This window comes from Streptomyces sp. NBC_00285, from assembly GCF_036174265.1.
Taxonomy (GTDB): domain Bacteria; phylum Actinomycetota; class Actinomycetes; order Streptomycetales; family Streptomycetaceae; genus Streptomyces.
Window position 1 is genome coordinate 3,910,180 of record NZ_CP108055.1, and the last position, 13,695, is coordinate 3,923,874.

The 13,695-nt window shown below is 69.6% G+C and carries 11 protein-coding genes; 1 reads left to right on the forward strand and 10 read right to left on the reverse strand.

Annotation, left to right across the window (positions count from 1 at the left end; translation table 11 throughout):
- Positions 1-38 precede the first annotated feature (38 nt).
- The gene (locus OHT57_RS18125) at positions 39-2,057 is read left to right on the forward strand and encodes a hypothetical protein (protein WP_328753234.1); all 2,019 of its coding nucleotides are present in this window, start codon (positions 39-41) and stop codon (positions 2,055-2,057) included.
- A 4-nt stretch (positions 2,058-2,061) separates the two neighbouring features.
- On the opposite strand, the gene OHT57_RS18130 is transcribed toward OHT57_RS18125, so the two are convergent.
- The 10 genes from OHT57_RS18130 to rfbC form a co-directional block, all read right to left on the reverse strand.
- A complete protein-coding gene (locus OHT57_RS18130) occupies positions 2,062-3,252 on the reverse strand; it encodes a glycosyltransferase family 2 protein (protein WP_328753235.1) in 1,191 nt (396 codons plus the stop codon).
- Positions 3,253-3,359: 107 nt separating this feature from the next.
- Positions 3,360-5,405, reverse strand: coding sequence for a hypothetical protein (locus OHT57_RS18135; protein ID WP_328747466.1), 2,046 nt, complete (start codon positions 5,403-5,405; stop codon positions 3,360-3,362).
- A gap of 130 nt (positions 5,406-5,535) precedes the next feature.
- Positions 5,536-7,035 (reverse strand): bifunctional cytidylyltransferase/SDR family oxidoreductase, encoded by a 1,500-nt coding sequence (locus tag OHT57_RS18140; protein WP_328747467.1) that lies wholly within the window; start codon positions 7,033-7,035, stop codon positions 5,536-5,538.
- A 144-nt stretch (positions 7,036-7,179) separates the two neighbouring features.
- Positions 7,180-8,373, reverse strand: coding sequence for a hypothetical protein (locus OHT57_RS18145; protein ID WP_328747468.1), 1,194 nt, complete (start codon positions 8,371-8,373; stop codon positions 7,180-7,182).
- Between the two features lie 89 nt (positions 8,374-8,462).
- Entirely contained in the window at positions 8,463-10,013 is a 1,551-nt protein-coding gene (locus tag OHT57_RS18150) for an alkaline phosphatase D family protein (RefSeq protein WP_328747469.1), read from the reverse strand.
- A 489-nt stretch (positions 10,014-10,502) separates the two neighbouring features.
- Positions 10,503-10,694 carry a hypothetical protein gene (locus OHT57_RS18155; RefSeq protein WP_328747470.1) on the reverse strand — a complete coding sequence of 64 codons (192 nt, stop codon included), beginning with the start codon at positions 10,692-10,694 and terminating at the stop codon, positions 10,503-10,505.
- Between the two features lie 56 nt (positions 10,695-10,750).
- Entirely contained in the window at positions 10,751-12,187 is a 1,437-nt protein-coding gene (obgE, locus tag OHT57_RS18160; RefSeq protein ID WP_328747471.1) for a GTPase ObgE, read from the reverse strand.
- A 104-nt stretch (positions 12,188-12,291) separates the two neighbouring features.
- Entirely contained in the window at positions 12,292-12,546 is a 255-nt protein-coding gene (rpmA, locus tag OHT57_RS18165; RefSeq protein ID WP_019063244.1) for a 50S ribosomal protein L27, read from the reverse strand.
- A 14-nt stretch (positions 12,547-12,560) separates the two neighbouring features.
- Complete coding sequence (rplU, locus tag OHT57_RS18170; protein ID WP_081221565.1) at positions 12,561-12,881, reverse strand: 50S ribosomal protein L21; 321 nt, start codon at positions 12,879-12,881, stop codon at positions 12,561-12,563.
- Positions 12,882-13,087: 206 nt separating this feature from the next.
- Positions 13,088-13,690, reverse strand: a complete 603-nt coding sequence (gene rfbC, locus OHT57_RS18175; protein WP_328747472.1) for a dTDP-4-dehydrorhamnose 3,5-epimerase — start codon at positions 13,688-13,690, stop codon at positions 13,088-13,090.
- Positions 13,691-13,695 lie beyond the last annotated feature (5 nt).

The following is a 13,695-nucleotide window of genomic DNA, read 5'->3' on the forward strand; positions in this document are numbered from 1 at the left end:
CCTCAGTGCGCACACCCCTCCCCCGCCTCCGGTCCGCGCTGGGGCTGCCGGGCCGGCAGACCGCGACGAGAGCCCTCGTCGCCGCCGTCCTGGCAGCCGCCGTCGTCGCCCAGGCCGTCGCCGCCCTGCGTCCGCACGTCCCGTTGCTGCTCGCCGCGACAGCCGCCTCCCTGGCCGCCGAGGGCGTCCTGCACCGGTGGCAGCGCGGCATGGTGTCGCTGTTCGCCAAGACGCACGCGGACATCACCGTGCGGCACGTCCTGCGCGATCTGCTGCTGGTCGTCGGCCTGCTGCGGCTCGCCCCGGAGGCCGAGGAGACGGCGTACACCCTGCTGGTCGCCGGTCTGCTCGCCTTCTACGCGTTGCACTGCGCGATCCAGTCAGCCTCCGTCCTGGTCCACCGCACCCGCACCCTGCCGGTGCTCACCCGGAACATCGACGCCTCCGCGCTGCGTCTGACCCCGGCCCCGCCCGCCCTGCTGCGCCGCCCAGGGCCCCGTCTGCTGGTCCACGGCCTGCCCGCCACGACGGGGCTGCTGGTCACCGCGGCCACCGGTGAGCCCGGGTGTGCGGCCTTCGGCATCGCCATGTCCCTCGGGCTCGCCCTCATCGGCCTGTACGACCTGCTCGTACGGCTGCTGCCGAGCCGTCGGCCGGCGGGTGAGCAGGAGGTGCTGGACTGGTTCGAGGCGTGGCTCGCGGAGTACCGGCCGACCGTGGGCCTCTACTTCTCCGGCGGGGCGTCCTCCGCCTACCAGGCCAACATGTGGCTGGAGCCGCTCGCGGAGCTCGAAGGCAGGCCGGTCATCGTGCTGCGCGAGCGGTTCATGATGCAGCGGATCGCTGCGACCGACGTCCCCGTCGTCTGCCTGCCGAAGGTGTCCACGCTGCTGCGCCTGGAGCAGTCCACGCTCCAGGTCCTCATCCACCCGTCGAACTCCGGCAAGACCTCGCAGGTCCTGCGGATCCCGACGATCAAGCACACCTTCGTCAACCACGGCGAGAGCGACAAGCTGTCCTCCTGCAACCCGTACGCGAAGGCCTACGACGAGGTGTGGGTGGCCGGTCCCGCGGCACGCGAGCGGTACGCGGCGGCCGAGGTCGGCGTCGAGGACAAGGACGTGGTGGAGATCGGCCGCCCGCAGCTGGACGCCGTACGGCCGCACTCGGGGCCGCCGACGGGCACGTACCTGACCGTGCTGTACGCGCCGACCTGGGAGGGCTGGGACGGCAACCCGGGCAACACCTCGGTGGTCGAGGCCGGGGAGAACCTCGTGCGGGCACTGCTGGCGGATCCCGGGGTGCGGCTGCTGTACAAGCCGCATCCGCTGACCGGATCGGTGGACGCCCGGGCCGGCGCGGCGGATCGGCGGATCCGTGAGCTGGTGCGGGCGGCGAACCGGGAGCGGACAGTGGAACAGCCCGCCGACGACGGTGAACTCACCTGCAGGACCCGGGAGTTGGACCGGCTCACCACCGCGTCTTTCCGGGCCGCAGCGGACTCGGTCGAGCGGATGCTGCTCCAGTCCACGCCCGAGCGGGGCCGCGCCCAAGCGGTGACCCGAGCCACCGCGGCCTGGGAGCGTGCGTACTGGGCCTCGCTCCCCGAGGGGGAGCACCAGGTCGTGACCGCCGCCCGGCCGACGCTGTACGCCTGCTTCAACCGGGCCGACCTGCTGATCAGCGATGTGTCGAGCGTGGTCAGCGACTTCCTGGTGAGCGGGAAGCCGTACGCGGTCGCGAACACCAGCGGGCTGAGCGAGAGCGCGTTCCGCGCGGCCTTCCCCACGGCGGGTGCGGCGACCGTGCTGACGCCGGACGCGGCGGGGGTGCCCGCGCTGCTGGACGCGGTGCGGCACCCCGAGCGGGACGCGTTCGCGGCAGCGCGGGCCGGGCTGAAGCGGCGGTTGCTGGGTCCGGACGAACCGTCTTCGCAGGAACGGTTCGACAGGGCCGTTCAGGCGTTGTGCGCGGCGGCCCGGGGGCGCCGGCTTCCCGGGCAGCGCAGGGACGAGGCGACCGTGTCCGTCTCCGGGACGTTCACCTTGCCGCGATGAGTGTCTACCGGTGTGCCAGCACCCTGCGCGCCTTTCGGACCGCACGCCGCACCAGCTGGTCGACCCCGACCTCGCGGAAGCCCGGTACCTCGCGGGCCTCTCGCGGTTCCGCGAGGTACCACGTGTCCGGAAGGCCCACCGACGCGTCGCGGAAGTACGGATAGGCGAGGTAGACGCGGCGGCCCCCCTTCGCGAGCACCGGCTCCGGGATCTTCTTCGTCCTCATGAACTCCAGGACCGCCACCAGGAGATCCGGGCGGCCCGAGGCAACCAGCTGGAGCCGCAGGCGTTCATGCACGCGGAGGCGGTGCGCGACCTCGCCGGTCCAGTAGGCGTCGACCAGGGGTTTCGCCAACGCCAGCTTCTCCTGGCGGACCGCCTCGCTGTCCTTCAGGAACTTCGGGCCGAACTGCGGGAGCAGGGTGACGAGGAAGGGGCGGACCATGAGCGCGTCGCGTCTCGCGCCCGCGGGGACCATGTCGGCGATCAGGTTCATCAGGGCCCGCGCGGAGTCGAAGCGCAGGGTGTGGCTGCCGGTCCTGGTGACGTGCTTGCCGTCCTCGCGGCCCACCAGGTAGTAGCAGGTGTGGTCGGCGATCACGGAGACGCCGTCGGCCCGCAGATAGGCCTCCATGGTGAACAGCGCGTCCTCGCCGGTCCACAGGGACTCGTCGAAACGCATGCTGTGCTGTTCGAGGAACGCGCGACGGAACAGCTTCTGCGCGCTCAGCGTGAACTTGATGTTGGAGGAGAAGACGTCGGTACGCTCCAGCGTCCGGCCCCACATCGACGTCGGCGGTTTGCGGTTGACGCCCTCGACCCGGCCGAGGACGACGTCCGTGCCGTTGCGGTCGCCCATCGCGACCATCCGCTCCAGCGCCTCCGGGGCGAGCCGGTCGTCGGCGTCGAGGAAGAAGACGTACCGCCCGGTGGCCTTGCCCAGGCCGACGTTGCGCGGGCCGCTGGGGCCGCCGGAGTTGTCCTGCCGGACCACCATGACGTCCAGGTGTGTCCGTGCCGCGAACTCCTCCAGGTACTCCCCGGTGTCGTCCGGTGAGCCGTCGTCGACGGCGATGACCTCGATGCGGGCGGGGTCGAGGGTCTGTGCCTCGACGGAGGCCAGGCAGTCGACCAGGTAGGGCATCGCTTCGTAGGCCCCGATGACGACGGTCACGTCAGGCTGCGCAAGGGACACGGTTCCCCCAGTCACGGTGATTGCTTCCGGCACCGGGATATACGCAAAAGAGCCCGGTTTTCGGTAATCAGCGCCGAAAACCGGACCCTTTCTTTACGAAGTGCTGGTCAGACCACGGTCTCCGCCGCTCCGGCGGCCGCCCGTGACTCCTGGCCGACGTTGCGTGCCTCGGCCTTGATCGCCAGGTTCGCCACCGCGGTGTTGAACTGCTCGAGGGAGGTCGGCTCGTCCGGCCCGAGCAGGTACTGCTTGAGCTCCACCCGGTCCTCGGCCAGCGGGTCGGCCGCCTGGACGCGGACCGCGTCCAGGAGCTCGCCCAGTTCGGCCGCGCTGTTGGACAGGACCGTGGCGGCCCGCACCGCGGTGTTCTGTCGCTTGAACTCCTCCACGCCCAGCTCGGCGGAGTCCGTGACCGCGTACGGCTTGCCGCTCGCGATGAAGTCGGAGACCACGCTGGAGATGTCGGAGACCATCGCGTCGGCGACGTTGAAGCAGTCGTACAGGCGCGGCTCGGAGCCGGAGATCACCCGGTGCTCCCACACCGGGAAGGAACGCCAGTAGGCGACGTTCCACTCGCCGCGCAGGCGGGCGATCTCCTCGTACCTGGCCACGTCGACCACGCCGTCACGGCTGGCCTCGGCCTCGTCGCCCTTGTCCGAGCCGCCACCGACCAGGACCGCGAGCCGGGCCTCGATGCGGGCGAGGTCGGCCTTGGCCGCGGCCAGGATGGTCGCGTCGGCCTGGTGACGGGCGTCGGCGGCACGCTCGGCCGCCGCCTTCTCGATCAGCTCGGTGATCTTCTGGTGCGCGGCGCCGGCCTTGGCGAGGACCGTGCCGGTGAAGGGATGCGGCTTGTAGAGGACCCGCACCGGAGGGTCGGCCTTCAGCAGCTTCCGCACGATGCTCTCGCCGGCCAGCATGAGCGAGGTGTTGCCCGGGTCGCCGTCCCAGCCCTCCCAGGTGGGCGCGTACAGGACCGTGGGCATACGGCCCTCGGGCACCCCTGCCAGGACCTGGATCGGCGCCAGCTGCGGGCGGCCGACCTCGACGATGTCCTCGTCGCGGACGCCGACGTCGGCGATGGCGTAGCGGTCGCGGCCCGCACGGCCGGCCACCCACACCTCGTCGTACGCCTTGCTGAACGGGTTGACGCTCGCCAGCTTGTCGCTGTCGCCGTGGCCGATGAAGACGTGCTTCATGGTGGGGACGCGCAGCAGGTGGATGTTCTTGCCGACGTTCGCCGCGTACAGCGCGACCCGCACCGTGGACAGGTCCATGTTCATCAGGTGCACCCCTCCGGGCACGCAGATGACGGGGACCGTGGTGGGCGCGAGACCCTGCAGTATGACGCGCTCACGCAGGATGATCAGCGGCCTGGAGTCCAGCTGCTCCATGGTCTCCAGCCACATGTTGACCTGGTAGGCGGACTCCTTGGAGCCGGAGAAGTACAGCACCGTCTCCGGCCGGTAGTCGCGCAGCCACTCGTCGACCTTGGCGAGGACCTTGTCGGCGTTCGGCGGGACCTTCTTGCCGCGCACGTACGGCATCAGCGCGACGACGTACAGGGAGCCGAGCGCAATCGTCACGCCGATGCCGAGGAAGGCGGGCATCGGCGCGTCCAGCTGGGCGGCGAGGAGTATGCCGACCACGGCCGCGAGGTCGAGGTGGAGCATCTTCTCGGCGGAGCGGTTGAGCAGCCCCAGCGGCGGGGCGTCCGGGATGCGGACGCGGGAGGCCAGGTCGACGTTGCGGGTGGCCACCGGCAGCCGGCGGCGGTTGCGGATCAGGGTGACCAGTGCGCCGTGCGGGGCCTGCAGGCCGTAGAACGCGATGAAGCAGGCGGTCGCCCCGTAGAAGATCAGACCGTCCGAGAGGTTCATGCGGGCCAGCAGCAGGATCAGCAGGAGCTGTCTGATCAGGAAGCGGATCGACAGACCGGCGCGCACCTTGCTGAGGCGGTTGACCAGATAGCTGCCCTTGCGGTGCAGATAGTGGTCCGCGAGGTAGGTCACGGCGGTCGCGACCGCGAAGGCGGGAACGCTCGGGATGAGCGCGGCCACCATTATGGCGGGGAAGCCCGCCATCATGAGGACCGCCGCAGCAAGCTCGGCCGCGCTGCCCACCCGGGCGACGCGAATAGCGGTGCTTATCACTGAAAACCTGCTCTGGGAGGGATGCCGGTTGTTGACGAATTAGTGACGCTTAAGGCTTCAGGCCCCTGTGAATGCACCAGGAACGGGCAGCCACAGAGGCCTGAATTTGCAGAAGACTATTTGTGCCCGATTATGCCACGCCGTCCTGACGGTCCAGGACACTGGCCAGCGCGGCCTCGAATCCGGTGGCCTGGCCCGCGGAGGCCGTCGGGTCCTGCTGGCGCACGTCGATGACGTGCCCGGTCAGCTCGGAGAGCAGCACGTCGAGCGAGGTGCGGGCCACCGCCTCGGAGGACAGCAGGCTGCCCGCGGGCTCCTGGCCGAAGGCCTTGGTGCGCATGGGCGTGGCGGTGCGCTCGGGGTTGATGCAGTTCACCCGGATGCCTTCACCCGCCCATTCGTCGGACAGGGCCTGCGTCAGGTTGACCATCGCCGCCTTCGTCGAGGAGTACAGGCTGTACTCGGCTCGGCCGCGGGTGTAGCTGCTGGAGGTGTACAGCAGCAGCTGGCCCTTGGTCTCCACCAGGTACTTGTAGGAGGAGCGGGCGATCTGCACCGGGGCCAGGTAGTTGACCTTCAGTGCCTCCTCGATGGTGGCGTTGTCGGTCTCGGCGAGCTTGCCGATGCGCAGCACGCCCGCGGTGTTGACGACGTAGTCGATGCGCCCGGTCTCGCCGTACGCCTTGGACAGCGCGTCGTCGACCTCCTCCGGGTTCTCCACGTGGGTGCCGGTGGTGGAGCGGCCGAGGGCGTACACCGTCGAGCCGAAGGACTTGGCGAGTTCGGCGATGTCCTTGCCGATGCCGTACGAACCGCCGAAGACGACGACCGTCTTGCCGGTCAGCAGCTCGCGGTAGGCCGCCTCGTCGACCTGCTCCGGCGCCGCCGTGGAAGCGAGCTGGAACAGCTTGTCGGCGATGAACACGTCGACGGGCTGGGTGACCTTCATGTTGTACTCGTCGCCCGCGACGACGTGGATCGGCACGTCCGGCAGGTACTTGAGCACGACCGAACAGTCGTCCGTGGCCTGGAAGTTGGGGTCACCGGCGGCGACGTCGTAGGCGCGCTTGATGGTGGACAGCTTGAAGGCCTGCGGGGTCTGGCCGCGGCGCAGCCGGGAGCGGTCCGGGATCTCGGTGATGAACTCGCCGTCGCCGCCGTGGGTGCGCGTGACGATGATGGTGTCCGCGGACGGGATGGCGACGTCGACCGCCTGGAAGCGCTCCAGCGCGACCACGCAGTCGTCGATGACGCGCCGCGAGAGCAGGGGGCGTACGGCGTCGTGGAACAGGACGTTGCGGTCCTCGCCCTCGGCCAGGCCCTCACCGAGGGCCGCGATGGCGCGCTCGGTGGTCTCGTTGCGGGTGGCACCGCCCTCGATGATCTTCTTGACCTTGCGGAAACCGGCCTTGGCCACGATCTTCTCTATGTCCGGAACGTATCCCGGGGCCATCAGGACGATGATGTCGTCGATCGAGTCGGCGTTCTCAAAGGTGGTCAGAGTGTGCTCGATGACTGCCTTGCCGGCGATCTTCAGCAGCTGCTTGGGGATCGAGAGACCCACGCGCTGACCGGTACCACCGGCCAGGATCACTGCGGTGGTACGGGGCTTGGCGATGTGCTGGGACACAGAAGACCTACCTCGGGGCGACAGGGAACGGTGAAATGGTCCCACTTGCGGTTACCGCAGTGCAAGGCGACCGCCGTTCGCTGCATATCTACGCGCTACCTGTCATTCATCTCGCACTGCCGGTAACGGCGGCCGGGTAAGACTTCAGCGGCGCCGCAGCTTCTTCAGGCACCGGTGTCCGAGTACCCGCATCAGTTCCCTGGACGAGGTCTGGTGCACCGTGCGCGCCTTGGCGGGCGACGTGTGCCGCACCGGCGAGTCGGCCGCCGCGGCGAGGGCCCCGTACAGCGCCTGGGCCGCCACCTCGGGCGAGATCCGCGGGGCGGGGATCCCGTCCAGGACGGGCGCCTCCGGTACGGCGGCCAGGAGAGCGGGATCACCGACGATCCGCACGCCCATGTCGCCGATGCGCCCGGCCATCTCGGCGCCGATCCCGGCAGCGGCTTCCGCGGCCCACTGAGGAGTGAGTATCTTCACGTCCTCGGGCGAGGGGTTGCACGTGTTCTTCATATGCATGACCGCGCCGTTGCGGACGAGCTTGGAATACAACTCGTCCGGCAGTCCATTGCCACGGAATTCCTTGTTAAGATTCCGCAGCATTTCGGTCTCGGCAAGGGTAAGAGAGCGATTCGTGGCGTCCGGAACGGGCTGGAGGAGATTCTCGGGCAGCCCGAGGAGCTGTTCGAAGGTGCGCATCAGACCGTCCCGGTCGCGGTCGTCGACCACGACGACGGTGATCCGCCCGGGGCCGACCGCGCGGACCCAGCGCCCGACGAGCCGGTCGTGCCGGTGCCGGCGCCAGAAGCTGGGGTTGGGCTGCTCGTACGGCGCCTTCCTCAGCATGTGGGTGAGCCAGTCCTCGTAGCCCATGCGCAGGCCGTTCTGCACGTACTGCTGCCACTGCGAGGGCATGATCCTCGCGAGCGGCCGCAGCGTGACCAGGATGTGCACGCGTTCTCTGCCCAGCTGCTCGACGATCCGGGCGATGGTGGCGTCGTCCTCGGCGTCGGCGAAGAACTCGCTGCTGATGACCGAGGTCTTCCCGCCCGTGGCCTCGACCTGTTCCAGCAGCCGCGTCCAGTGTTTGCCGGTGGGCGCGGTGTCGCCCATCATCGCGGGCCTCGCGCACGCGGCCAGGGCGGCCTCCATGGGGTGTCTGCTGTGCGCCGGGAACACGACGCCGTGCTCGGGCAGCAGGTCCTTGGCGGCGAAGAGCGCGCCCTGGACGGAGGTCGTGCCGGTCTTGTGGGGGCCGATGTGCAGCAGACGCGTGCCCGCGGGCAGCGGAGCGGTCGTTCCGTTCACCGGAAGGTCGTCTCTCGTACAGTCCGTCTCCATAGTCAGAGGACGGTAAGAGAACTACCTGAGTGTTGCCTGAGAGGTGCGTGGGACTGTGCTGAGGACCACGCACCTCTCAGGCAACGTACTCACACCAAACGGACTCCGGGCTTGCCCGCGTCCACCCGCAGCCGCGCCAGCGTGCTGGACGTCGCCTGCGGCCGGACCACCGTGTCCACGCCCCGGACCTGCGCGTCGATGCCGTGCCGGTCGATGTCGAAGAGGTGGTAGCCGCGGTGGGCGTCGATGAACTTCCAGTGCGGGTTGTCGGCCTGCAGCGGGTCCCACTGCGCGTGGAAGGCGGCCTGGTCCTGGTCGCCGTTGCTGGAGATGGAGGTGCCGACGAACTCGGCGCCGACCACCCGGGAGGACGGGTCGGCGTAGTCCTCCCTGAGGTCGCTGATCATCGTGAGGTGGCGGTCGCCGGAGAGCACGACCGGGTTGCGCACGCGCCGGAAGTCCTGCAGGAGGGCGTTGCGTTCGACCTGGTAGCCGTCCCAGGCGTCGTAGTACCAGAGCTTGCCGTCGCCGGGCAGGATGTCGGTCTCGGCCATCATGATCTGCGAGGCGATGAGGTTCCAGCGGGCCGGGGAGTCCCGCAGCCCGTCCAGGAGCCACCGCTTCTGCTCGGCGCCGAGCATGGTGAGCGAGGGGTCCTGGGCGGCCGCCTGGTCGGTCACCTGGTCGCTGCGGAACTGCCGGGTGTCGAGCACGTTCAGCCGCACCAGACGGCCGAACTCCAGGCGCCGGTACATCTGGATGTGCGGGCCGTTCGGGACGGCGGTGGCACGGACCGGCATGTGCTCGTAGTACGCCTGGAAGGCCGCGGTGATCCGGGCCACGAACGCGTCGTGCGGCTGCTTGGCGGGGTCCTGGGGGATCTCGCCGGCCCAGTCGTTGTCGACCTCGTGGTCGTCGAAGGTGACCACCCAGGGCGTGTTCGCGTGGATCTCGGCGAGGTCCGGGTCGGTGCGGTACTGGGCGTACCGGTTGCGGTACTGCACGAGGGTGTACGGCTCCCCCGTGCCCTCGTGGCGGCGCGGGCCGGCCGACGACGGCGCCGACTCGTAGATGTAGTCGCCGACGAACAGCACGACGTCGGGGTCCTGGTCCAGCATGTCGGCGTACGGCGTGAAGTAGCCGTTCTGCCAGTTCTGGCAGGAGGCGAGCGCGACGCGCAGGGTGCCGTGGGCGGTGTTGCGGGCGGGCGCGGTGCGGGTGCGGCCGGTGCGGGAGAGCTGACCGTCGGCGCGGAAGCGGTACCAGTAGACACGGCCGGCGCGCAGACCCCGTACATCCACGTGAACGCTGTGTCCGTATGCGGGCAGGGCCTGCGCGGTGCCCCGGCGGACGACCTTTCTGAAACGCTGGTCCTCGGCGAGCTCCCAGTCGACCGGTACGGCCCGGTCGGGCATGCCGCCGCCGTTGAGCGGGTCGGGGGCGAGCCGCGTCCACAGCACGATGCCGTCCGGCAGCGGGTCGCCGGAGGACACACCGAGGCTGAACACGCCGTCGGGCAGCGGGGTCTCCGCCGCCCTGGCGCTGCCCGGCAGCCACAGCTGGGCGGAGGCGGCGGCGCCGAGCACGGCCGCGCCGGTGGTCAGAAAGCGGCGTCGGCCGGGTGATGCTGCTCCGTACATGGGCGAACTCCCTTGCGTCGCTGACCTCTTGGACACCCTGAAAGCTCACGCTCCGGGGTGATCCGTGCGTTGAACCAGCGTGTTCGCGTGCATGACAAATAGGTAGACAACAGAAGAGCCGTTGCGACTCGGGAACCACATGATGAACGTGATCCCCGCGCAACGGCCTTCAGGACACCGCCGCCTGACGATCTTTTGGGTTCTGATTGGCGAAGCCCGAGCCCAGACGGGTGTTCGCGGCCGTGGTGCCGGGGACGGAGTGGCCGAAGGTCACCGTGCCGCCGGGCGCCACGACGGTGGCCGGAATCGGCGGTCCCCCGGTGACACGACGTACTGCGCCCGGGACCGCACGGACCCTGCACCCACGGCATCGGCCGATCCGTCGCCGTTCGCATCACCCGCATGGACGGCCCCGCCGAACGGTCCCGGGCGCACCTGTGGTGCTCTGCGTGACCACCCGATGGGAGCCGGCACCGGTGAGCCCATCGGCTACGGCACGGCGACGAACCCGGCCTTCGCCCTGCCGCCGACCCTCGCGTCGGGGGCGGCTCCCGCGACGGCGGGCAGCACGAAGGCCCCGCCGGTCGCCAGGGCGACGGCGAGGCCCGAGTGCCACGCTCTTCGTTTCGCGCGCCTGCCGCGGCCCTGTGACAGTCGTACGGATCGCCCCGTACGGCTCACAGGAACAGCGGCCGGCTGCCTCTCGGCAGTGCGCCGGGACTTCGCCCGCCGTTCGCTCAGAACGGCTCGAAGTCGTCGAACTCCTTTGTGATCTCGTCCCGTTCGGCCTGCTTGTCCCGGCGGCGCTGGGTGGCCGGACGGGGCTCCTCGAGGCGGTGGTCCTCGCCACGCCGGCCGAGCATCTCGGCGCCTGCCATGACGGTCGGCTCCCAGTCGAAGACGACCGCGTTGTCCTCGGGGCCGATGGCGACGCCGTCACCCGAACGGGCGCCCGCCTTCATCAGCTTCTCTTCCACACCGAGGCGGTTGAGGCGGTCGGCGAGGTAACCGACGGCCTCGTCGTTGCTGAAGTCGGTCTGCCGCACCCAGCGCTCCGGCTTCTCGCCGCGCACCCGGAACAACCCGTCCTCCTCGCGGGTGACGGTGAAGCCCGCGTCGTCCACGGCCTTGGGCCGGATGACGATCCGGGTCGATTCGTCCTTCGGCTTCGCGGCCCTCGACTTCGCGACCAGGCCGGCCAGCGCGAAGGACAGCTCCTTCAGGCCGATGTGCGCGACGGCGGACGTCTCGAAGACCCGGTAACCCCGGGACTCCAGGTCCGGCCGCACCATCTCGGCGAGGTCCTTGCCGTCCGGTACGTCGGTCTTGTTCAGGACGACGACGCGGGGACGGTTGTCGAGGCCGCCGTACTCCCTGAGCTCCGCCTCGATCATGTCGAGGTCGGAGAGCGGGTCGCGGTCGGACTCCAGCGTGGCGGTGTCCAGGACGTGCACGAGGACGCTGCAGCGCTCGACGTGCCGCAGGAACTCAAGGCCCAGGCCCTTGCCCTGGCTGGCGCCGGGGATGAGACCGGGCACGTCGGCGATCGTGTAGACGGTCTCGCCGGCCGTCACCACACCCAGGTTCGGGATGAGGGTCGTGAAGGGGTAGTCGGCGATCTTCGGCTTGGCCGCGCTCAGCACCGAGATCAGCGAGGACTTGCCCGCACTCGGGAAGCCGACCAGTGCCACGTCGGCGACCGACTTGAGCTCCAGGACGATGTTCTGGAGGTCTCCCGGCACACCGAGCAGCGCGAACCCGGGCGCCTTGCGGCGGGCGGAGGCCAGCGCCGCGTTGCCGAGGCCGCCGCGACCACCCTGGGCGGCGACGTACGTGGTGCCCTGGCCGACGAGGTCGGCGAGGACGTTGCCCGCCCTGTCGAGGATCACCGTGCCGTCCGGTACCGGAAGGACCAGGTCCTGTCCGTCCTTGCCGGACCGGTTGCCGCCCTCACCGGGCTTGCCGCTGGTGGCCTTGCGGTGCGGGGAGTGGTGGTAGTCGAGCAGCGTGGTGACGGACTGGTCGACGGTGAGGATGACGTCCCCGCCCCGGCCGCCGTTACCGCCGTCGGGCCCACCGAGCGGCTTGAACTTCTCCCGGTGGACGGAGGCACAGCCGTGGCCTCCGTTACCCGCGGCGACATGCAGTTCGACGCGGTCCACGAAGGTGGTCATGGGATGTGCCTCCAGTTACTTACGAGTCTGTTCTTCGAGCAACACGCGAAAGGCGGACCCGCTTCCCGGGAGGGAAGTGAGGTCCGCCTCGCGAAAGTTTCCGATCAGGCGACCGGAACGATGTTCACGACCTTGCGGCCACGGTGGGTACCGAACTCCACCGCGCCGGCGTTGAGCGCGAACAGCGTGTCGTCGCCGCCACGGCCGACGCCCGAACCGGGGTGGAAGTGGGTGCCGCGCTGGCGGACCAGGATCTCACCCGCGTTGACGACCTGACCACCGAAACGCTTCACGCCGAGGCGCTGGGCGTTGGAGTCACGACCGTTACGGGTGGACGATGCGCCCTTCTTGTGTGCCATCTCTCCTCAGTCCCTTACTTCGCAGCCGCGGGGATCTCAGTGACCTTGATCGCCGTGTACTGCTGGCGGTGGCCCTGACGACGGCGGTAGCCGGTCTTGTTCTTGTAACGAAGGATGTCGATCTTGACGCCCTTGTGGTGATCCACGATCTCGGCCTGGACCTTGATACCGGCCAGCACCCACGGGTCGCTGGTCACAGCCTCGCCGTCGACAACGAGCAGGGTCGAGAGCTCGACCGTGTCGCCAACCTTGGCAGTGGAAATCTTGTCAACCTCAACGATGTCGCCGACAGCAACCTTGTGCTGGCGACCACCGCTGCGCACGATGGCGTACACGCGGGTCTCACTCTCTCGCTCGGGGACGGCACCCCCGCAGTCCAGCCGCCCGGCAGAACAAGCGGCCTCTCCCGGCCGGAAAGCCCGAGAGGAAGAGGTTTACGGGGATGAGGCGCGTCCAATAACTGTGGACACGCCGACGGTCAAGGTTACGGGGCCACGGCCGAACGGGTCAAACCGGCCCCGCCTCGCTTCAAACGTACGGGTCAGGAACCGAGGGAGCCGAGGCTCTCCCGGTACGCCACGCAGGCCTCGTAGGAGGGCAGCAGGCCCTGCTCACGGGCCTCCGCGAGGGTGGGCGCCTGCTCGTCCTTGGGGGACAGCAGCGGGGTGATGCCCTCGGGCCACTCGATGCCGATCTCCGGGTCGAGCGGGTGGATGCCGTGCTCGCGCTCGGGCGCGTACCCCTCCGAGCAGAGGTAGACCACGGTCGCGTCGTCGGTCAGCGCCATGAAGGCGTGGCCGAGTCCCTCGGACAGGTAGACCGCGTGGTGGTCATGGTCGTCCAGCCGGACGATCTCCCACTGGCCGAAGGTCGGCGAGCCGGTCCGGATGTCCACGATCACGTCGAGGACCGCACCGCGCACGCACTTGACGTACTTGGCCTGACCGGGCGGCACGTCGGCGAAGTGGACACCGCGCAGCGTGCCCCGGCTGGAGACGGACATGTTGGCCTGGGCCAGGCTGAGCGAGTGGCCCGCGGCCTCGGCGAAGGCCGGGGCCTTGAACCACTCGTGGAAGCTGCCCCGGCCGTCGGGGAAGACCTTCGGCTCGAACACCCAGGCACCGGAGATCGAAAGGGGTCGCATCGCGG